Genomic DNA, 21,556 nt, shown 5'->3' with positions numbered 1-21,556 from the left:
CTCTGAAACGGGGCGGCCAGGGGCCGCGTCATCGACAGCACAAAGGCGCCAGTGGCGCCTTTGGAGAGTAAACGCCCCTCCCCGACCGGGAGGGTGCGACGTTGCCTTATTTCGGCTGACGGGGCTTCTTGGCCGCCGCCAGACGCTTGAGGCGCTGACCTTGCAGTTTCGCCTCGGCCATGGCCTGGGCGGCGGCATTGTCTTCACGCTGCGGGCGCTTGCCGAAGCGGCGGCGCTCCTGCAACTGCTTGATGAGGTCGTCACGGCTGCTCACCTCGTAACCCGGCACCATGATGCGGCGGATCTTCTGGCCGATGAGGGCCTCGATCTCCAGCAGGGTGCGCTCCTCCTCGCGACTGACGAAGGAGATGGCCATGCCGCTCTTGCCAGCGCGACCGGTTCGGCCGATACGGTGCACGTAATCTTCCGCGAGGAACGGCAGATCATAGTTGACCACGTATTCCAGGCTCGGAATGTCCAGGCCGCGGGCGGCCACCTCGGTGGCCACCAGCACCCGCAGCTTGCCTTCGGTGAATTCACGCAAGGCGCGGCGACGGCTCCCCTGGGCCTTGTCACCGTGCACCACGGCAGACTTGATGCCGTCGAGGTTGAGCTCCTCCACCAGTTCATCGCAGCTCTCGCGGGTGCTGGCAAACACCAGCACCTGCTGCCAGTTCTGCTTGCCGATAAGCTCGGAGAGCAGCTCGCGCTTGCGCTTCTGTTCCACCGGATAAACGGTGTGGCTCACGGTGTCGGCAGTGGAGTTCTGCTTGTCGACGGCCACCACCTGGGGTTTGTCCAGCATGAGGTTGGCCAGCTTTTTCACCGCCTCGGAGAAGGTGGCGGAGAAGAGCAGGTTCTGGCGGGTCTTGTTGACCGCCTGCAGGATCTGCTGCACATCGGCGCTAAAGCCCATGTCGAGGATGCGATCCGCCTCGTCCAGCACCAGGGTCTCGACCCCGGAGAGGCTCAGGTTGCAGGCGGTGAGGTGCTCGAGCAGACGGCCAGGGGTGGCCACTATGATGTGTGCGCCCGCTTTGAGCTTCTTGGCCTGCACATCCTGTTTGCCGCCACCCACGATGGTGAGGGTAGTGATATCAAGATACTTGGCGAAATCGTTGATATTGCTCGCCACCTGGGCTGCCAGCTCGCGGGTCGGGGTCAGGATCAGCACGCGGGCATTGGAAGGCTGCACCGGCGCCGGGTTGTCTACCAGACGTTGCAGGATGGGCAACGCAAAGGCGGCGGTCTTGCCGGTACCGGTCTGGGCACTGGCCAGCACATCGCGACCACGGCGAATGGCCGGGATGGCCTGGCTCTGCACAGGGGTCATCTCCTGATAACCGCAATCTGAGATGGCGCGCAAAATCTCGGGGGCAAAATCGAACGATTCAAATCTCATGTTGGGTTCCTGTGTTCCAGCGGAGCTGTAGTTGGCGTGGGTGGCCTGGGCCGGCGTGTGGCCTGGCATCGGCGAGGCATGAAGCCAAGGACGGCTGGGTCTGACATCAGATCAGAAGATGAGCCGGAAAATGGCGGGCGCGAAGTGTAACAGATAGGCGACAGGAATGCCGCCTCAAATGGCCTGTATTTTTCCGGGGGCTGCGCCCGCCACACGCGGCAGCAGGCGCAGCCCGGGCAGTGAGATCAGCGCACCCGCTTGCTCGGACGCTTGAGCAGCCGCATGCCGATGGCCGCCACCGCAATGACGAACAGCCCGAAAGAGGTGACAAGCAGGCACTTGGTCAGCAGCTCCTGATGATGGGCAAAGACCGGGGTCGCCATCACCATCTTGCCCACCATGCTCAATACCAGGGACCAGAGGAAGGCGCTGGCAAAACTCGCCACGGCCACCCGCAGCAGGTGCAGGCGGGAGACTCCCATCAACATGGGGGTCAACACTCTCACGAAGGGGATGAAACGGGACACGAACATGGCCCAGAAGCCGTAACGATCCAGCAGTCGGGAGGCCCTGGGCAGGCTCCCTTCCGGGATCATTCGCTCCACATGGCCCATGAAACGGGTGCCATGCAGTGCCTGCCCCTGCCAGTAGGCGAGCACGCTCCCTATCCCGGCCGCGAGCGGCAGATAGAGCAAGGTCACCTCGGGTCCCAGCACCCCCATGCCCACCAGACCGCCCGCCAGCAGCACCAGGCTGTCACCGGGCAGGGGCAGAAAGACGAAGCTCGATTCAAGGAAGAGGATCACCACCAGACAGGTGACGAGCAGACCGATTGCCTGCATTTGTATAAGCTGATCAAAATCCTGATGCCATATGGCAAGCAGCATGTCCTGCATCTGGTGTGACTCCCATCAACGTAATGCGCATTCGTCATGATGACCCGAAGGCCCCGTCTGGTAATCCATCCCTGCTACCACCCCAATGTTCGTATGGGAGGCCTCTTATACACCCGGGGAACTGAACAATAAATTAATGTCTGTGATTTCTGCCCAGCGGTTCACCCTTCTCGCGGCCCCCAGCCCCCGCCAAAGCGAGGGCAGCTTGGCCCATCAGGCCAATGCGCACACCCCAAAACAGGACGGGCCAGCCCTTGCCAGGCTGCCAAGCCAGATGAAACCCGTTACAGTGTGAACATGCCCCAATGGACGGGGTACTCATGGAGCCAGGTATGGCAAGACAGCTCTCTTCTCACACACTTTCCTTGCTGGCGGTGCTTGCCGGCGTCTCTGCCGGTCTTGTGACAAAGGCCCGTGCCAGCGACGAGAGCCTGGTGCAACAGCGCGCCAACGCCGTCGTCTCCCTCATGAGCTACGCCGTGGTGCCGGATATCACCGCCAGCAACCTTGATATCGGCAGCGGCACCAACGACACCTCCGCCCTCACCATCACCCAGCTCGGGGGTGGCGCCACCCTGAGCGAGGATGTTCCCCTCTATCTGGAGGGCACCCTGGGTTACAGCCGCTACGATCCCCAGTTTGTGTTCACCGATGGCAACGAGACCCGCACCATACCCACCAAATGGAACAGCCTGAGCGCCACCGGCGGCATCGGCTGGGATATCGGCGTCCACCGGGATCGCTTTGGTGGCAATCTGGTGCTGCGGCCCATCGCCAATGTCACCCTGGGCACGGTGGCCAGCGACCTTCGCATCGGGGCCGCCCTGCTCGAGCACAGGAGTGGCCAGAATCTGGACTTCCTCGACGGCGGCACCCTCAATGTCTACGGCCTCGGCGGCTCATTGATGCTGGACTATGAGCTCTTCTCCGCCGCCCAGGACATCGATGCCGAGCTGCGCTACTCCTACCAGCATCTGCAAAGCTTCACCGGCACCGCCGAGAGCGTCAGCGGTCAGGCCGATGCGGAAAACCTCGGGCTTTACCTGCGCCGCCGCGCCCCCCTGTGGCACTGGACCCTGCTGGACAGGCCCCTTCGCTACGTGCTGGAAGGGGCCAGAACCGAATACCTGGGGCAGCAACGGGGGCTGCTCGGTTTCAACAGCCTCAACTCCCTGGGACTTGGCCTCGAACTCGACAGCAGCAAGTACGACATCTTCATCACCCGCACCCGGCTGGTGGCCCGCTATATGTTCAGCAACAGTACCAGCGGCTACTCCATCGGACTGGCGATGAGTTTCTAATCGGATCAAAGGGGTACGCCACTCGGCACAGCTCAGTCAACCCAAAACAAGATTCAATTTGAACCTTCCAGAATGCTATCCTGACCGTCCCAATGCTTCTGGAAACCTCTAATGTTCATCACAACACTATTGGCCTCTGCACTCGGCTCGTTTACTGAAGGGCTCTCTTTTCAACACAAGGACTGGGAACTGGCCTGTGACAACACGCGCACATGCCGAGCGGCAGGTTACAGCGCGGAATTGGGTGGACTTTCGGTTCTGCTCACCCGAGAGGCTGGCGCCAAGGGCACACTGCATGCCGAGCTTGCCATCGCAGAGGTTGATCAGCGGGCTCCGGCGGCCCCCGCTGATGGTTTGATCACACTGCGCATCAATGGCGAGGTGCTCGGCATCGTAAAAGAGCGGACTCCGTTCACCCAGCCCCAAACTGCAGCGCTCGTCCGAGCAATCAAAGGGACTGGCAAGGTGGTATTTGAATGGAGCAAGCACCAAGAACCGTTATCCGGTGCCGGTGCCTATGCCATTTTTCTCAAAATGGATGAGTTCCAAGGCCGTCTCAATACCAGTACAGCCCTGACCAAACAGGGCTCGTTACCCACCACAACTATTCCCCCGGCCTTGGTGGCCCCCGTGATCCATGCAGGTGCCGTTGCCGCAGACAACCTATCTCGCCCACTCACCAAGCCTGAGCTACAGAGCATAAGGGCTTGGCTGAAACAACACGTCAATGAAGATGTCTGTCCCAGCGCATATGAGAATCAGGAAGATGGCCAGATCTATCCCCTGAACCAGGAACGAGCCTTGATCCGGCTACCCTGCTGGCTCGCCGCTTACAACGACGGTTCGGCATTTATTCTGATTGATACGGACCTTGATACCAGCAGTGCAACCCTCATCAGCACTTACGCAAACGGTTATGGAGAGGGCGAACTGAGTGCCTCGCACAAAGGAAGAGGAATAGGAGATTGTTTTTCTTTCGAAAGCTGGGTATGGGACGGCCAAACCTTCGTGCAGAGTGAGAAAAGCACCACTGGTAGCTGTCGCATGATCACTCTGGGGGGAACCTGGGAGCTACCGACCATGACCAGCCAGGTGGTCAAATCACAATAAACAAGGGCGGCCCATTGGCCGCCCTGGTTGTCTCTGGCTATCAGCGAATGGTCGCCATCTTTCTGACGCAGGATTGCTCCCTGTCATCCACCCGCTTGGCAAACCAGGCGGTGGTGAGGTTGCGGGTGATCTTGGGGCTCTTTAGCTGGATACCGGGCAAGATGGCGCGGGGTTGCCGTGTCCCGGCCTGTTTGTCGGCCAGGGCGAAGACCCTGTGGTAGAGATCGCTTTTGGCAAAGTCGCTGCTGTCCCCGAGCTTCAGGCTCTGGTGAATGGCCTGCTTGCTCATGTTGACGCGGCTGGCGATGCTGTGCACTGCGAGCTCGGTCTTGCCGGGCAGATCCGAGTCGTAGCGGATGAGATCCCCGTCCAGGGCCAGGGGCTTGCCACTCACCCGGCTTACCGCCGCCTGGAAGGCCGCATTGCGGCTCGCGTACCAGCCCGCATTGAAGTCGGCGAAGCGATAGAGGGTATCCGGGTAGTCCGCGGGATAGCCGAAGATGTGTTTGGTGCCAAACCAGATGCCGCCGCGACGAGTGAACACCTCGTAGCGAATGGACTCCTTCACGGGATAGGGGTACCCACGGGCGTTGGCTTCGGCAAAGGCGACGCTCACCTGCATGGGGCCGCCGGTGCGTACCGGGTTGAGATTGCCAAAGAGCTGCTTGCCCATGGGGACGCTGCCTATCATGTCTTCGAAGATCTCGCTCATCTCCCGCTCGGTGCGAAGTTTGTCGATGCGCTCGGCATAGCTCTTGCCGGTGGGGGATTGGATGGAGAGGGCCGTGCGCACCATGAACTCGGGGATGAGCAGCTTGCCGGCCCGGGCATTGATCTCCTTCCAGGCAATCTTGTTGAGGTTGGGCACCACGGGGTCCGCCTGATAGGTCGCCTCCTGCTCCGCCACCGCCAGCACGCTGCAGACGTTGTGATCGCTCACCGTCAGCCCCTGGGTGGTGAGCGCCGTCACCACGTCATTGGCCCAGCCTGGCTTGTCCACCACGTTGCGCGGCAGGAAGCGCACGATGCGGCTCTTCATGTCGGCCGGTTTTTGCGGCTGCATCGCCTTGGGAATGGGGCGCCCCGCCGGCGTCGCCGGGCTGGTCGGGGCGGGAGGCTCGCTGGCACAACCCGACAGCAGGGCAAGGGAAAGCAGTGACAGCCAGCGCCAATGGGCATCAAACAAGGAGTGAGAGGGGATCATGAAGGCTTCCTGAAGAGCGGGACCTGCCCCTCATCGCGAATGAGAGGGCTCGAATGCATGGAGGCGGACATTGTAGGGAACAAGTCTGACAAGATGAAGGCGGATGAACCTGCTGGCCCGCTGGCTGCGGCATTCCCTGGCGTCATCACGCCAGCTCCACCCGGTTGCGTCCCAGGTGCTTGGCCTGATAGAGGGCGAGATCGGTGCGCTGGAGCAGAGCATCCACCCCCTCCCCGCTCTGGCTGATACCCAGGGCAAGGCTCACGGTGAATCTTACCCCGTCACCTGAGACCAGCTCTTCGGTCGCGCACCTTATCTGCTCCGCCAGCGCACGGGCCTTGTCGCCCGTCATGCCGGGCAGCCAGATGGCAAACTCCTCTCCCCCAAGGCGTGCCACCACCCCATCCAATGGGCAGAGCTGGCGCAGCAGGGTGCTGAATTCACGCAGTACATTGTCGCCGATGGCGTGGCCATAGCGATCGTTGATCAGCTTGAAGTGATCGAGATCCAGCAGCAGGAGCGGCGTCCCCTCCTCTCCGTGCGCCTCCAGCACGGCGCGAAACGCCCGGCGATTGGAGAGCCCGGTCAGCTCGTCTGACATGGCGAGAGAGGAGAGCCGCATCTGGGTGCCATACATCTGTTGCACCATCAGCAGCACACCCCAGGCCGAGGCCAGCATGCCGATCGTGCGCAGGCTGTCTTCCACCGTGGAGAGCCACCAGGGCTGGAAATAGACCTCATCCATCAGATCGATGACGCCGGAGACGAGCCAGAGGGTCAGCCCGCCGGTGAGGGAGAGATAGGTTCTCAAGGTGATCTGGGCACACTGCACCACCCAGAACATGAACAGCAGGGTCAGCACGTTGAGCGCTTCGGCCAGAGCCCCGACGGTATAGAGGTTGTGCTCTGCCAGGGGATCAAAGCTGACCCCGGCCAGGATCCCCGTCAGCAGCAGCAGACAGGGCAGGCTCACCAGCGCGAGACGACGGCAGGGAGGAAGCGAGAAGAACCGGGCGGGGTGAACGGATAACCTGAGGGGAGTCTTCATCATGTTTTGGGCTCCAAGCGCGCATGTCTTCTATCCCGAATGGCAGCCGTTGGCTGCCATCGCCAGCGAACCCCGACGGCATTCCTGGTGGCAAATCACTGATATTGTGGGCCGATTTTTCCATAAAAAACAATCCCCTCACCATATGGGTCAGGGGATTGTTGCAACGGGGACGGCGCGATCTGCCGTGAATCCGGGCGGGCGGCCTTCCCTGCTCGCCCTCACGGCAAGCGGGCAGTGCCGCCTCAGGCGCTCTGGCGCAGGGCCTGATGCTGGGCGGCGCCGTTGATCACCGCCTGCAGGGAGGCGTTGACCACGTCGCGACCGACGGCGACGCCACACATCCGGGTGCCCTCGACGCTCAGCAGCACATAGGCGGCGGCGCGGGATTCGGTGCCGGCGGTGAGCGCATGCTCGGAGTAATCCAGCACATCGATGTGCATGCCGGTCTGACGCTGCCAGCCGTTGACCAGGGCGGTGATGGCTCCCTCCCCTTCACCGCACAGTTGCAGGGTGCCGTGGGGGGTCTGCAACTCCAGGCGCAGGCTCTCCTGACTGTCATGACCGAGCTGGAAGCGCCCGATGCGATAGCCGTGGGCAGGCTCGAGATAGTGCTGCTCGAACAGGGTGCGGATCTGCTCCGGGCTGATTTCGCTGCTGCTCGCCTCAGCCTCGGCCTGCACCCGGCGGCTGAAGTCGATTTGCAGCCAGCGCGGCAGTTGCAGACCGAGGTCACGCTCCAGCAGATAGGTCACCCCTCCCTTGCCGGACTGGCTGTTGATGCGGATCACCGCCTCGTAGCTGCGACCAAGATCGGCAGGGTCGATGGGCAGGTAAGCCACGTCCCAGTAGTGATCCGGTTTTTCTGCCGCGAGAGACTTGCGGATGGCGTCCTGGTGGCTGCCGGAAAACGCCGTGTAGACCAGCTCGCCGGCATAGGGGTGGCGCGGGTGCAGGGCAATCTGGGTGCAGGCCCCCACGGTGGCGACGATGGCATCCATGTCAGACAGGTCCAGCTCGGGGTCAATCCCCTGGCTGTAGAGGTTCATGGCCATGGTGACGATGTCCATGTTGCCGGTGCGCTCCCCGTTGCCGAGCAGGGTGCCCTCGATGCGATCCGCCCCCGCCAGCACCGCCAGCTCGGCGGCGGCCACCCCGCAGCCTCTGTCGTTGTGGGTGTGGATGGAGATGCTCACCTCGGGTCGCGCCTTGAGGTGTCGGCAGAACCACTCCACCTGATCCGCAAACACGTTGGGGGTGCTCACCTCCACCGTGGCGGGGAGGTTCAGGATCATGGGACGGGCAGCGGCACGCCACTCGTCGATGACGGCGTCACACACCTCGACGGCGAACTCCACCTCGGTGCTGCTGAAGCTCTCCGGAGAATACTGGAAACTCCACTCGGTGCCCGGATTGCGGGCCGCATACTCCCGCACCCAGCGCGCCCCCTGCACGGCGATGGCCTTGACCCCGTCCTTGCCTGAGTTGAACACATAGTTGCGCTGGGTCGGGTTGACCGAGTTGTAGACGTGAACGATGGCCCGCTTCGCCCCCTTGAGGGCCTCGAAAGTGCGGGCGATCAGATCTTCGCGCGCCTGCACCAGCACCTGGATGGTGACGTCATCGGGGATGAGGTTGCGCTCGATGAGTTCGCGCACAAAATCGAAGTCGGGCTGGGAGGCCGCCGGGAAGCCCACCTCGATGTGCTTGAAACCGATGTGGGTCATCAGCGCCCACATTTGCAGCTTCTGGGCCACCGTCATGGGCTCGACCAGCGCCTGGTTGCCATCGCGCAGGTCCACGGCGCACCAGAGCGGTGCCCGCTCCAGTACCCGGTTGGGCCACTGGCGATCCGCCAGGTTGATCACGGGGGCACGGCGGTATTTGCGATGATCGAAGCTCATATTCAGATTCCCTTGACGGATGGGCGAGGCGCCGGACGACCGGGCCGACAGGCGGGTGGGGCAAGGAGGGGAAGCGGGTTGGTGCGGTAACACCGTCCCTGACGAGTCGCGCGGCGGTAACCCCGCGACCGGTTTTCCTGCGGCCCCCGTCGGTCACCGGGGCCGGCCACGGCAGCCGGATCGGGCTGCGGGCGCTGATCCTCTCGCACGCCACCTTTCGGTGTGTCGGCGCAGACGACCTTGTTTGTATGAGCACCCAGTATAGGGAGGTCGTGGGGGCGAGAGATTGCGAAGATTGCACCCCATCATGCCAATTCAGCAATATTGATGCAGTGAAAGTTCATTCATGGGGTGAGTATCACCACCCATGATGAATTATTCGCCATCTCACCCATCTTCCTTGAAGGCGTTTCCCCGGGAGTGGCAGGGCGCAGGCAATAAAAAACCCCGCCATCGCTGGCGGGGTTTGCGTGCATCGAGCCGGCAGCGTGTTACCGGTGCTCTTAGCGGTTGTTCACCTTCTCGTGCAGCTCCTGCACCGAGTTCACATTGGCGGTGGCATCGACACTGATGGCCATGCAGGTGGCGAAGGCCGCGTGCAGCGTGGTGGTGTAAGCCACCTTGTGCTGCAGGGCGCCACGGCGCAGCTGCTTGGAGTCCTCGATGGCCTGACGACCCTCGGCGGTGTTGACGATGTAGGTGTACTCGCCATTCTTGATGCGATCCAGAATGTGCGGACGACCCTCGTGCACCTTGTTGACCAGACGCGGGTTGATGCTCGCCTCGCCCAAGGTCACGGCGGTCCCGTGGGTGGCGTCGAGGTCATAACCCAGCTCCAGCAGCTTGGCGGCCAGGTTGACCACCCGTTCCTTGTCGCCGTGGCGAACGGACAAGAGGGCGCGACCTTCGCTCGGTACCTGGTGACCGGCTCCCAGCTGCGCCTTGGCATAGGCCTCGGCGAAGCTGCTGCCCACTCCCATGACTTCACCGGTGGAGCGCATTTCCGGCCCCAGCAGCGGGTCCACACCCGGGAACTTGGCGAACGGCAGTACCACTTCCTTCACCGAGTAGTAGGGCGGGATGATCTCGGTGGTGAAGCCCTGTTCTTTCAGGCTCTGACCGGCCATGACGCGGGCGGCGATCTTCGCCAGCGGGGCGCCGGTGGCCTTGGAGACGAAGGGCACGGTACGGGCGGCACGGGGGTTCACCTCGATGAGGTAAATCTCGTTGTCTTTCACCGCGAACTGCACGTTCATCAGACCGACCACGCCGAGTTCCAGCGCCAGCTTGCGCACCTGCTCGCGCATCTCGTCCTGAATGGCCTTGGACAGGGTGTAGGGCGGCAGGGAGCAGGCGGAGTCACCGGAGTGGATACCGGCCTGTTCGATGTGCTCCATGATGCCGCCGATAACCACATCGGTACCGTCGCAGATGGCGTCCACGTCCACCTCGGTGGCGTCGTCCAGGAAGCGGTCCAGCAGTACCGGCGACTCGTTGGAGACGCTCACTGCCTCGGCGAAGTAGCGGCGCAGGTCCTGCTCGTCATAGACGATTTCCATGGCGCGGCCACCCAGCACGTAGGAGGGGCGAACCACCAGCGGGTAGGTGATGCGCGTGGCCAGTTGCACGGCCTGCTCCAGGGCGGTGACGGTGCCGTTTTCCGGCTGCTTGAGCCCCAGACGCTCGACGGCGGACTGGAAGCGCTCGCGGTCTTCCGCGCGGTCGATGGCATCCGGGCTGGTACCAATCACCGGCACGCCGTTCGCTTCCAATGCCCGCGCCAGTTTCAGCGGAGTCTGGCCGCCGTACTGGACGATGACGCCCTTGGGCTGCTCGACCCGCACGATTTCCAGCACGTCTTCCAGGGTCACCGGCTCGAAGTAGAGACGGTCGGAGGTATCGTAGTCGGTGGAGACGGTTTCCGGGTTGCAGTTGACCATGATGGTCTCGTAACCGTCTTCGCGCAGGGCTAGGGCCGCGTGCACACAGCAGTAATCGAACTCGATGCCCTGACCGATACGGTTCGGGCCGCCACCGATGACCATGATCTTGTCGCGGTTGGTGGGGTTGGCCTCGCACTCCTCGTCGTAGCTGGAGTACATGTAGGCGGTATTGGTGGCGAACTCGGCCGCGCAGGTGTCGACCCGCTTGTAGACCGGGAAGATGTTGTGGCGGGCACGCAATTTACGCACTTCACCTTCGGCCACGCCGAGGATCTTGGCCAGACGGGCGTCGGCAAAGCCTTTGCGCTTGAGGGCGCGCAGGAAGTCGGCGTCAAGACCGGCCATGCCGCGCTCTTTCACCTGCTCTTCGAGTTTGACCAGCTCTTCAATCTGCACCAGGAACCAGGGGTCAATCTTGGTCAGCTTGAACACGCCGTCCATGGAAAGACCGGCGCGGAAGGCGTCGGCGATGTAGAAGATGCGCTCGGCACCGGCATCCTGCAGCTCGTGACGGATGCGGGTCAGGGAGTCGGGGGCGTTCAGGTCAACCATGGGGTCGAAGCCGGTCTTGCCGGTCTCGAGGCCACGCAGGGCCTTGTGCAGGGACTCCTGGAAGTTACGGCCGATGGCCATTACTTCGCCGACGGACTTCATCTGGGTGGTCAGACGGTCGTTGGCGCCAGCAAACTTCTCGAAGTTGAAGCGCGGTACCTTGGTCACCACGTAGTCGATGGCCGGCTCGAAGGAGGCCGGAGTGCGACCACCGGTGATGTCGTTCATCAGCTCGTCCAAGGTGTAACCGATGGCGAGCTTGGCGGCGATCTTGGCGATGGGGAAGCCGGTCGCCTTGGAGGCCAGCGCAGAGGAGCGCGACACCCGCGGGTTCATCTCGATGATGACCATGCGGCCGTCTTTGGGGTTGATGCCGAACTGGACGTTGGAGCCGCCGGTCTCGACACCGATCTCGCGCAGCACCGCCATGGAGGCGTTGCGCATGATCTGGTACTCCTTGTCGGTCAGCGTCTGGGCTGGCGCGACCGTGATGGAGTCACCGGTGTGGATGCCCATGGGGTCGAAGTTTTCGATGGCGCAGACGATGATGCAGTTGTCGTTGCGATCCCGCACCACTTCCATCTCGTACTCTTTCCAGCCGATGAGCGACTCGTCGATGAGCAGCTCCTTGGTCGGGGAGAGATCCAGACCGCGCTCGCAGATCTCCACGAACTCTTCGGTGTTGTAGGCGATGCCGCCGCCCGAGCCACCCATGGTAAAGGAGGGACGGATGATGCAGGGGAAACCTACCATCTGCTGCACGCCCCAGGCCTCTTCCATATTGTGGGCGATGCCGGCACGGGGGCACTCGAGACCGATGCTGCGCATGGCCTTGTCAAAGCGGGAGCGATCTTCGGCCTTGTCGATGGCGTCGGCGGTGGCGCCGATCATCTCGACACCGAACTCCTTGAGCACGCCATGCTGCTCCAGCGCCAGGGCGCAGTTCAGCGCAGTCTGACCCCCCATGGTGGGCAAGATGGCGTCCGGGCGCTCTTTCTTGATGATCTCGCGCACCACTTCCCAGGTGATGGGCTCGATGTAGGTGGCGTCGGCCATCTCCGGGTCGGTCATGATGGTGGCCGGGTTGGAGTTCACCAGGATGACGCGGTAGCCCTCTTCTTTCAGGGCCTTGCACGCCTGGGCGCCGGAGTAGTCGAATTCGCAGGCCTGGCCGATGACGATGGGGCCGGCGCCGAGGATCAGGATGCTCTGTAGGTCGTTACGTTTTGGCATGGCTCTCTTTATCCTCTTAGGCGCGATACTGCTTAATCAATTCAATAAAGTGGTCGAACAGACCGGCACAATCGTGCGGGCCCGGGCTCGCTTCGGGGTGACCCTGGAAGCTGAAGGCCGGACGGTCGGTGCGATGGATGCCCTGGAGCGACCCATCGAACAGGGAGACGTGGGTGGCACGCAGGCACTCGGGCAGGGTCTGCTCGTCCACCGCAAAGCCGTGGTTCTGGGCGGTGATCATCACGGTGTTGTCGTCCAGACTCTTCACCGGGTGGTTGGCACCGTGGTGGCCGAACTTCATCTTGATGGTCTTGGCGCCGGAGGCCAGGCCCAGCAACTGGTGGCCCAGGCAGATACCGAACACCGGGGTGCTGGTATCAAGGAAAGCCTTGATAGCTTCGATGGCGTAGTCGCACGGCTCGGGGTCGCCGGGGCCGTTGGAGAGGAAGATGCCATCCGGGTTCATCGCCAGTACCTCGGCGGCCGGGGTCTTGGCCGGCACCACGGTCAGGCGGCAGCCACGGTCCACCAGCATGCGCAGGATGTTGCGCTTCACGCCGAAGTCGTAGGCCACCACGTGGTATTTCAGCTCATCGGCCGCCGGGGTGACGTGACCCTTGCCGAGCTGCCAGCTGCCTTCAGTCCAGCTGTAGGATTCGCTCACGGTCACTTCCTTGGCCAGGTCCATCCCCTTCAAACCGGGGAAGGCGCGGGCCTGTTCGAGGGCATGGGCTTCATCGAGCTGCTTGCCGGCCAGGATGCAACCGGCCTGGGCGCCTTTTTCACGCAGGATGCGGGTCAGCTTGCGGGTGTCGATGTCGGCGATGCCAACGATGTTGTGAGACTTGAGGTAATCGGAGAGGGATTGCTGATTGCGGAAGTTGGAGGCCAGTATCGGAAGGTCCCGGATGATGAGGCCCTGAGCATGGACCTGACTGGACTCTTCATCTTCGCTGTTGGTGCCGGTGTTGCCTATATGAGGGTAAGTGAGGGTAACGATCTGACGGGAATAGGAGGGATCTGTGAGGATTTCCTGATAACCCGTCATCGACGTGTTGAAAACCACTTCACCAACGGAACATCCCTCGGCGCCTATCGACACGCCTTTGAACACAGTTCCATCTTCCAGCACTAGCAATGCAGTGTGATTCAAGACAACCTCCAGTTATTTAGCTTTAAATTCAGCAATTTACCTGGGTGTTGCGGGCTCGGTTCCGGTCTTTGACAGGACTCGAACCCGGCAGATTTCTGGCAAATTGGGCGCATTCTACTTAAAAACGATCTCATTTCAACGTCTTTTCTCGTTTGAAATGCATCTAAATTCAATAAACAAGCAACATTACCCATTATCTATGCACTCACTCGCTTTGCAACCCCCTCTTCAAAAAGAAAAGCCAAACACAGACAACAAAGCGGCATCCGATGCCATGCAACGCACAAAAATCCATATTTATTACTTAATAAACAGCAAGATAGAAAATTAAAAAACAAACAACACAACAGCAAAAACACCATTTGAAGCCAGAAAAGTGAACGCAAAGAATAGAAAACGTTTTTCTTGGATTGCATTTTTAGTCTATTTCACATCAGGACAAAATGCCCCCCGCAGGGGAATATTGAGACCCAAAGCCGTTACCCCTTGATGACATTTTTGTCGCAAGAGGGTGGCAGGCTTGTAAGAATGGCAGGATTTAGCGAGGTTCACTCAAAAAGTGATGATTAAGGCTTATTTCTACAAAAAAGTGACAAAAAACCCCGGCGGACCGGGGTTTGGCAAACAGTACGGGAGTCTGCACTCCCCCTGAAGACGGTTTATTTCAGACCGAGCACATCCTGCATGTCATAGAGACCGGCCTCTTGCTGGCCGAGCCACTTGCCCGCCCGCACTGCACCGTTGGCGAAGGTCAAACGGCTGGAAGCCTTGTGGCTGATCTCGACCCGCTCGCCGATGTCGGCGAACATGACGGTGTGCTCCCCCACCAGATCCCCGGCGCGGATGGTGGCAAAGCCGATGGTGTTGCGATCCCGCTCACCGGTGATCCCTTCACGGCCATAGACGGCGCACTCTTTCAGATCCCGGCCCAGGGTTTTCGCCACCACTTCCCCCATGGAGAGCGCGGTGCCGGACGGAGCATCCACCTTGTGTCTGTGGTGCCCCTCGATGATCTCGATGTCGGTGTACTCCCCCATCACCCTCGCCGCCTGCTCCAGCAGCTTGAACACCAGGTTGACCCCGACCGAGTAGTTGGAGGCGAAGACGATGCCGATCTGCTTGCCCGCCTCGTGCAGGGCCGCCTTGCCCGCCTCGTCAAAGCCGGTGGTGCCGATCACCATCTGCTTGCCATGCGCCAGTGCAAAGGCGAGGTTCGCCAGGGTCACCTCGGGGCGGGTGAAGTCGATGATGAGATCGAATTCGTCCTTCACCTTCTCCAGACTGTCGCTGATGATGACGCCAAGGCGCCCCAGGCCGTTGAGTTCACCCGCATCCAGACCGATCACGGCAGAGCCCGGTCGTTCCAGCGCCGCTCCCACCACCACGCCCTCGGCGTTGGCGATAGCCTCCAGCAGCACCTTGCCCATACGACCATTACAGCCCATCACGGCCACACGGATCGGATTGTCCATCTCCACCCTCTCATCTCTTTATTATGGAAAGAGACCGTTTTACCAGCCCGCGTCCCCTTTGAAAAGCCCGATCTGGCCCGCCAAACCACCCCGACATTTAAACGATAAATTCAATAAAAACAGAATAAATAACGGAATAACCAGACAAGTCAGAATCACGAAGCAAAAAGCCCTATCCATCTGGACGGCTATCTTGACCCGGGCGGGCCGACTCACTACTGTTGGCCCCCCATGGTGGCAGGATGCCCGCCCTGTGCCCGCCCCGGAGGCGCCACAGGCAACGACAGGAGGTCATTGTTCAAGTTTCGAGGAACACATGATCCAGACCCAACCCCGTGCCAGAGCCCTGCTGCCCCTTCTGGTCTTTCTTGCCCTCTTCATCGGAACCGGTACCTGGCTGACCCTGCAGGGGGTCGAGTTTGCCTTCTACCAGCTCCCCGCCCCCGTTGCCGCCCTGCCTGCCGTCATGCTGGCCCTGCTGATGGGACGCGAGGGGTTCAACAAGAACCTCGAGACCTTCTTCAAGGGGGTGGGCGAGAGCAACATCATGGCCATGTGCCTCATCTATTTGCTGGCGGGCGCCTTCGCCACCGTGGCCAAGGCCACCGGCGGGGTGGATGCCACGGTCGCCCTCGGCCTCTCCCTCATTCCGGGCTGGTGCCTGCTGCCGGGGCTCTTCCTCATCTCTGCCTTCATTGCCACCGCCATGGGTACCTCCATGGGCACCATCGGCGCCGTGGCACCGGTGGCGCTGGGCGTCGCCCAGGCCGTCGGCATCGATCCGATGCTGATGGCGGGGACCATCCTCTCCGGCGCCATGTTCGGGGACAACCTCTCCATCATCTCAGACACCACCATCGCTGCCACCCGCAGCCAGGGCTGCGAGATGAAGGACAAGTTTCGCGAGAACATCAAGATTGCCGCCCCCGCCGCCGTGCTGGTGATCCTGCTCTATCTGGTGCTGGGCTCCACCGGTGAAGCGCCGGCCCCCACCGCCGAGGCTGACATGCTCAAGGTCGCCCCCTATCTGCTGATCCTGGTGCTGGCCCTCTCTGGCATGAACGTCTTCATGGTACTGGGGCTCGGCATCCTGGCGGCCGGTGGCGTGGGGCTGCTTGGCAGCTACTCCCTCGGCCAATTCAGCAAGGACATCTATCAAGGCTTCACCAGCATGCAGGAGATCTTCCTGCTCTCCATGCTCATCGGCGGTCTGGGTGCCCTGATGGAACGCCAGGGGGGGCTCGCATGGATAAGTGAGCGCATCGCCGCCCTGATTGCCCGCTTCACCCGCCACCACGATGGCGAGCAGAATGAGAAGGCGGCCGAGCTCGGCATCGCCGGCGTGGTGAGCCTCACCAACCTGTGCACCGCCAACAACACCGTGGCCATCATAGTCGCGAGCAAGGTGGCCAGGGATCTGGCGGACCATCACGGGGTCACCCCGCGCCGCGCCGCCTCCATGCTGGACATCTTCTCCTGCGTGGTACAGGGGCTGATTCCCTGGGGCGCCCAGGCGCTGCTGCTGGGTTCCATCTTCGCCCTCTCGCCGATCCTGGTCGTGAGCATGAGCTTCTACCCCATGGCGCTGGCACTGGCCGCCATCGTGGCCGTCTTCCTCAAGCACCAGATGGGCGCAGTGGCTCCCGCCCCCCACCGTTCCTGACACCCGACCTCAGGGGCCGCCCGGCTGGCGGCCCCGCCATCGGCTTTTCATCCCGTCGGCCCCTTGCTAAGGTAGCGCCAGCCCACCTTTGCCCAGGAGTCCCCATGCCGGATACCCAACCCGAACGTCAGAACCTGCGCCAGCTCATTCGCCAGCGCAGAAAAAGCCTGAGCCAGGCCGAGCAGCAGGCGGCGGCCCAGCAGCTGGTCGAGCGCTTCCAGGAACACCCCGGCATCCTCGCGGCCAAGCGCATCGCCCTCTATCTGGCCAACGACGGGGAGCTCGATCCCCTGCCCGCCATCCACTGGCTGTGGGCCCGGCAAAAGGAGGTCTACCTGCCGGTGCTGCACCCCTTCACCCCGGGTCACCTGCTCTTCTTGCGCTACACCGCCACCACCCCCATGACCCGCAACCGCTACGGCATCGCCGAGCCCGAGCTCGACGTGCAGCAGGTACTGCCCCACAGCATGCTGGACATCATCTGCACCCCGCTGGTGGCCTTCGATGAGGCTGGCAACCGCCTCGGCATGGGGGGCGGCTACTACGATCGCACCCTCGCCTGCTGGCACGAGCACCAGCTCGGCCCAAGACCCCTGGGGCTCGCCCACGATTGCCAGCAGGTGGATGCCGTCCCCCGGGAACAGTGGGACGTGCCGCTCCCCCAGATCATCACCCCCAGCCGCAGCTGGCACTTTGCCTGATCAGACGGGGCGCCCCCTTCGGTTCAATAAACAGGCAAACGATTTACATCTTGGGGATTTTTGCGCCGGAACGTGAGCACCATGGTCGCTCTGGGGGGGATGCTTGGATATAATGCGCCCGCTTTTTCCATAAGGATCCATCATGACTCAAGATGAAATGAAGAAGGCGGCCGGTTGGGCTGCGCTCAAATACGTGGTACCCGGCACCATCGTCGGGGTGGGCACCGGCTCTACCGTCAATCACTTCATCGACGCACTGGCGACCATGAAAGACCAGATCAAGGGCGCGGTGTCGAGCTCCATCGCCTCCACCGAGCGCCTCAAGGGTCTCGGCATCCCGGTGTTTGACCTCAACGACATCGATGCCCTCTCCGTCTACGTGGATGGTGCCGACGAGATCAACGCCAGCCGCGACATGATCAAGGGGGGCGGCGCCGCCCTGACCCGCGAGAAGATCGTCGCCGCCGTGGCCGACCAGTTCATCTGCATCATCGACAACACCAAGACCGTCGACGTGCTGGGCACCTTCCCCCTGCCGGTGGAAGTGATCCCCATGGCCCGCGAATACGTGGCCCGCGAGATCCGCGCCCTTGGCGGCAACCCGGTGTGGCGTGAAGGGGTGGTGACCGACAACGGCAACATCATCCTGGACGTCAAGGGCATGGCCATCACCGATGCCAAGGCTCTGGAAACCCGCCTCAACAGCATCGTGGGCGTGGTCACCAACGGCCTGTTCGCCCACCGTGGCGCCGACGTTGTGCTGATCGGCACCCCCGAGGGTGTGATCACCAACTAAGGCCTGCTCCCCGGACCTCTCCCTCCGGGCAAGCCCCCGCCCCGGTCAGTCAATCTGACTGCCCCAAATGGACAACGGCGCCTCATGGCGCCGTTTCTGGTTATCCCTCAATGGCTTGTAGCAGCACATCTGCAACAATCGTTGATAACTTCAAAGAATTTGACTTTCGTCACAAATATTCCCTCTCCCAAACGTTTTTGCTACTTTACGGTTTTCTTCACACTGCAAGCCTGAACGCATTTTTCAAAACAATAGAGGGAACGTCATGACAGCCAAGTTTTCGCTGGACAAGGATAAGATCAAGGTACTGCTGCTGGAGGGAGTCCATCCCAACACGGTGGAGACCTTTCGGGCAGCCGGCTACACCAATGTGGAATATCTGAAGACGTCCCTGTCGGAAGAGGAGTTGATCGAGCGCATTCGTGACGTGCATTTCGTGGGCCTGCGTTCACGCACCCAGATCACCGAGAAGGTGCTGGATGCCGCCACCAAGCTGGTGGCCATCGGCTGCTTCTGCATCGGCACCAACCAGGTCTCCCTCGACGCCGCCCACGTGCGCGGCATCCCCGTCTTCAACGCCCCCTTCTCCAACACCCGCTCCGTGGCCGAACTGGTACTGGGGGAGATCCTGCTGCTGCTGCGCGGCATTCCCGAGAAGAACGCCAAGTGCCATCGCGGCGTCTGGGAGAAGCTGGCCAACCGCAGCGTCGAAGCCCGCGGCAAGAAGCTCGGCATCATCGGCTACGGCCACATCGGCACCCAGCTTGGCATCATCGCCGAGATGATCGGCATGAAGGTCTATTACTACGACATCGAGAACAAGCTCTCCCTTGGCAACGCCATCCAGGTGCCGAACCTGGTGGAGCTGCTCAACATGTCTGACGTCATCAGCCTGCACGTACCGGAAACCGCCTCCACCAAGGATCTCATCGGTGCAGAGCAACTGCGCATGATGAAACCGGGCGCCATCTTCATCAACGCCTCCCGCGGCACCGTGGTGGACATCGACGCCCTGGCCGACGTCATCAAGAGCGGCCACCTCTCCGGCGCCGCCATCGACGTCTTCCCGGTGGAGCCCAAGTCCAACGACGAGGAGTTCCTCACCCCGCTGCGCGGCCTGGACAACGTGATCCTGACCCCCCACATCGGCGGCTCCACCCAGGAAGCCCAGGAGAACATCGGTCTGGAAGTAGCCAACAAGCTGGTCAAATACTCCGACAACGGCTCCACCCTCTCCGCGGTCAACTTCCCGGAAGTCTCCCTGCCCGGCCACAAGGGCTCCAGCCGCCTGCTGCACATTCACCGCAACCAGCCCGGCGTGATGAACCAGATCAACCAGATCTTCGCCGACGAGGGGATCAACATCGCCGGTCAGTACCTGCAGACCAGCAGCGAGATCGGTTACGTGGTCATCGACGTCGAAACCGAGCACAGCGAGAAGGCCCTGGCCCGTCTCAAAGAGATCAATGGGACCATCCGTGCCCGGATCCTGCACTGATAAGCCCTTATCTGCGCAGCAAAAAGCCCGTCGTGATGACGGGCTTTTTTATGTCAGGAGAAAGGTTGCTCTCGCAGCTTACCACCAGCCCAGCAGGTTGCGGCCCACCAGGGCACCCCACACCAGGGCATTGAGGGCCAGGGCGATGAAAACGGCGGCGGAGCCCAGATCCTTGGCGCGGCCCGAGAGTTCGTGATGCTCGGAGCCGATGCGATCCACCACCGCCTCCACGGCGGAGTTGAGCACCTCGACGATCACCACCAGCCAGCTGATGCAGACGAGCAGCAGGATCTCGTTGAGGGAGTCACCTATCCAGAATGCCAGCGGCATCAGCAGCAGGATGAGCAGCAGCTCCTGACGGAAGGCGGCCTCGTTGACCCAGGCCGATTTGAGACCTTTCATGCTGTAACCGGTTGCGTTGATGATGCGGGTGATCCCGGTCGCGCCTGGCTTTGCCACGATAACTACCTCATTTGAAATGGCTTTTGGGTTCACATCCTATCAGAGCCGCCCAAGGTTTCCATCGGGTGACTTTTGCTTTATTTTATTCCCTTGCATTTTGGCATCCCGCCCACCTTATCCACTCGAGAATTGAGTCGTATGTCCATTCACACCGATGAATTGCGCACCCGTCGCCTGGAGGCCCTGATCACCCCCAGCGAGCTGGCGCACGCCTTCCCGTTAACCGACACCATCGCCCAGAACCTGCTGGATGCCCGCCGCCAAGTGGAAGCCATTCTGTCCGGTGAGGATCAGCGCCTGCTGGTCATCGTCGGCCCCTGCTCCATCCACGATCCCGCCGCCGCCCACGAATACGCTCTGCGTCTGAACACCCTGCGTGAAGAGTACAAAGAGAGCCTGTGCATCGTGATGCGCACCTACTTCGAGAAGCCGCGTACCATCGTCGGCTGGAAGGGGCTCATCAATGATCCGCGCCTGGACGGCAGTTTCGACGTCAATGAAGGGCTGAAACTGGCCCGCAAACTGCTGGTGGACATCAACGAGACCGGCATGCCCACCGCCACCGAGTTCCTGGACATGGTGACCGGCCAGTACATCAGCGATCTCATCACCTGGGGCGCCATCGGGGCGCGCACCACCGAGTCCCAGGTTCACCGGGAGATGGCCTCCGCCCTCTCCTGCCCGGTGGGGTTCAAGAACGGCACCGACGGCAACACCCGCATCGCCATCGATGCGGTGCGCGCCGCCCGTCACAGCCACATCTTCTACTCCCCGGACAAGGACGGCAAGATGACCATCTACCGCACCGCCGGCAACCCCTACGGCCACGTGATCCTGCGCGGCGGCCACAGGCCCAACTACGACACCGCCAGCATCGACGAGGCGTGTGAGGCTCTGGCCCAGGTGGGCCTGCCGGAGCGCCTGGTGGTGGACTTCAGCCACGGCAACAGCATGAAGGATCACCGCCGCCAACTGCTGGTGGCCCAGGATATCTGCGATCAGCTGCGCCGCGGCCGCACCGGCATCGCCGGCATCATGGCCGAGAGCTTCCTGGTGGAAGGGCGTCAGGACGTGGAGAACGGCTGTGCCGCCACCTTCGGCCAGAGCATCACCGATGCCTGTCTGTCGTGGAGTGACACCGAAACCCTGCTGGCCATGCTGGCAGAAGCCGCCCAGGTGCGGCTGGACAAGCAGAAAGCCTGAGCAACCGCTCAACGC

Annotated in this window: 16 protein-coding genes; 7 read left to right on the top strand and 9 right to left on the bottom strand. The window is 61.8% G+C overall.

Going from position 1 to position 21,556, the window contains the following annotated elements; genetic code table 11:
• Positions 1–106: 106 nt before the first annotated feature.
• Positions 107–1,402 carry a DEAD/DEAH box helicase gene (locus AB5Y80_RS14450; RefSeq protein WP_010675179.1) on the bottom strand — a complete coding sequence of 432 codons (1,296 nt, stop codon included), beginning with the start codon at positions 1,400–1,402 and terminating at the stop codon, positions 107–109.
• Between the two features lie 245 nt (positions 1,403–1,647).
• Positions 1,648–2,298 carry a DedA family protein gene (locus AB5Y80_RS14445; protein WP_010675180.1) on the bottom strand — a complete coding sequence of 217 codons (651 nt, stop codon included), beginning with the start codon at positions 2,296–2,298 and terminating at the stop codon, positions 1,648–1,650.
• A gap of 332 nt (positions 2,299–2,630) precedes the next feature.
• Between AB5Y80_RS14445 and AB5Y80_RS14440 the strand changes: the two genes are divergently transcribed.
• Positions 2,631–3,599 carry an autotransporter domain-containing protein gene (locus tag AB5Y80_RS14440; RefSeq protein ID WP_128313826.1) on the top strand — a complete coding sequence of 323 codons (969 nt, stop codon included), beginning with the start codon at positions 2,631–2,633 and terminating at the stop codon, positions 3,597–3,599.
• Positions 3,600–3,710: 111 nt separating this feature from the next.
• Positions 3,711–4,709 (top strand): DUF1176 domain-containing protein, encoded by a 999-nt coding sequence (locus AB5Y80_RS14435; RefSeq protein ID WP_042014678.1) that lies wholly within the window; start codon positions 3,711–3,713, stop codon positions 4,707–4,709.
• Between the two features lie 40 nt (positions 4,710–4,749).
• Here the strand turns inward: AB5Y80_RS14435 and AB5Y80_RS14430 are convergent, their stop codons facing one another.
• From AB5Y80_RS14430 to dapB, 6 genes are all read right to left on the bottom strand, one after another.
• Positions 4,750–5,913 (bottom strand): DUF1615 domain-containing protein, encoded by a 1,164-nt coding sequence (locus AB5Y80_RS14430; RefSeq protein WP_368173109.1) that lies wholly within the window; start codon positions 5,911–5,913, stop codon positions 4,750–4,752.
• 145 nt (positions 5,914–6,058) lie between these two features.
• Positions 6,059–6,964, bottom strand: a complete 906-nt coding sequence (locus AB5Y80_RS14425) for a GGDEF domain-containing protein (RefSeq protein ID WP_052130408.1) — start codon at positions 6,962–6,964, stop codon at positions 6,059–6,061.
• A 242-nt stretch (positions 6,965–7,206) separates the two neighbouring features.
• On the bottom strand, positions 7,207–8,865 hold the full coding sequence (leuA, locus tag AB5Y80_RS14420) for a 2-isopropylmalate synthase (RefSeq protein ID WP_041213099.1): 1,659 nt from the start codon (positions 8,863–8,865) through the stop codon (positions 7,207–7,209).
• Between the two features lie 503 nt (positions 8,866–9,368).
• Positions 9,369–12,593, bottom strand: coding sequence for a carbamoyl-phosphate synthase large subunit (carB, locus tag AB5Y80_RS14415; protein WP_041213100.1), 3,225 nt, complete (start codon positions 12,591–12,593; stop codon positions 9,369–9,371).
• 16 nt (positions 12,594–12,609) lie between these two features.
• Positions 12,610–13,746 (bottom strand): glutamine-hydrolyzing carbamoyl-phosphate synthase small subunit, encoded by a 1,137-nt coding sequence (carA, locus tag AB5Y80_RS14410; protein ID WP_010675189.1) that lies wholly within the window; start codon positions 13,744–13,746, stop codon positions 12,610–12,612.
• Between the two features lie 659 nt (positions 13,747–14,405).
• Positions 14,406–15,218, bottom strand: coding sequence for a 4-hydroxy-tetrahydrodipicolinate reductase (gene dapB / locus AB5Y80_RS14405; protein WP_041213393.1), 813 nt, complete (start codon positions 15,216–15,218; stop codon positions 14,406–14,408).
• A 316-nt stretch (positions 15,219–15,534) separates the two neighbouring features.
• On the opposite strand from dapB, the gene AB5Y80_RS14400 reads away from it, so the two are divergent.
• The 4 genes from AB5Y80_RS14400 to serA all read left to right on the top strand — a co-directional run bounded on the left by AB5Y80_RS14400 (position 15,535) and on the right by serA (position 19,876).
• A complete protein-coding gene (locus tag AB5Y80_RS14400; protein ID WP_368173108.1) occupies positions 15,535–16,881 on the top strand; it encodes a Na+/H+ antiporter NhaC family protein in 1,347 nt (448 codons plus the stop codon).
• Between the two features lie 104 nt (positions 16,882–16,985).
• The gene (locus AB5Y80_RS14395) at positions 16,986–17,582 is read left to right on the top strand and encodes a 5-formyltetrahydrofolate cyclo-ligase (RefSeq protein ID WP_368173107.1); all 597 of its coding nucleotides are present in this window, start codon (positions 16,986–16,988) and stop codon (positions 17,580–17,582) included.
• Positions 17,583–17,724: 142 nt separating this feature from the next.
• Positions 17,725–18,378 (top strand): ribose-5-phosphate isomerase RpiA, encoded by a 654-nt coding sequence (rpiA, locus tag AB5Y80_RS14390; RefSeq protein ID WP_039040383.1) that lies wholly within the window; start codon positions 17,725–17,727, stop codon positions 18,376–18,378.
• A 265-nt stretch (positions 18,379–18,643) separates the two neighbouring features.
• Positions 18,644–19,876, top strand: a complete 1,233-nt coding sequence (gene serA, locus AB5Y80_RS14385; protein ID WP_039040384.1) for a phosphoglycerate dehydrogenase — start codon at positions 18,644–18,646, stop codon at positions 19,874–19,876.
• Positions 19,877–19,954: 78 nt separating this feature from the next.
• On the opposite strand, the gene AB5Y80_RS14380 is transcribed toward serA, so the two are convergent.
• Positions 19,955–20,335, bottom strand: coding sequence for a diacylglycerol kinase (locus tag AB5Y80_RS14380; RefSeq protein ID WP_052816484.1), 381 nt, complete (start codon positions 20,333–20,335; stop codon positions 19,955–19,957).
• 141 nt (positions 20,336–20,476) lie between these two features.
• Here AB5Y80_RS14380 and AB5Y80_RS14375 point away from each other — a divergent pair, with 141 nt between their 5' ends.
• A complete protein-coding gene (locus AB5Y80_RS14375) occupies positions 20,477–21,541 on the top strand; it encodes a 3-deoxy-7-phosphoheptulonate synthase (protein WP_010675196.1) in 1,065 nt (354 codons plus the stop codon).
• Positions 21,542–21,556 lie beyond the last annotated feature (15 nt).

This window comes from Aeromonas sp. R2-1, from assembly GCF_040908425.1.
In the GTDB taxonomy this organism is placed as follows: domain Bacteria; phylum Pseudomonadota; class Gammaproteobacteria; order Enterobacterales; family Aeromonadaceae; genus Aeromonas; species Aeromonas caviae.
This window is presented reverse-complemented; position numbering and strand designations above follow the sequence as displayed.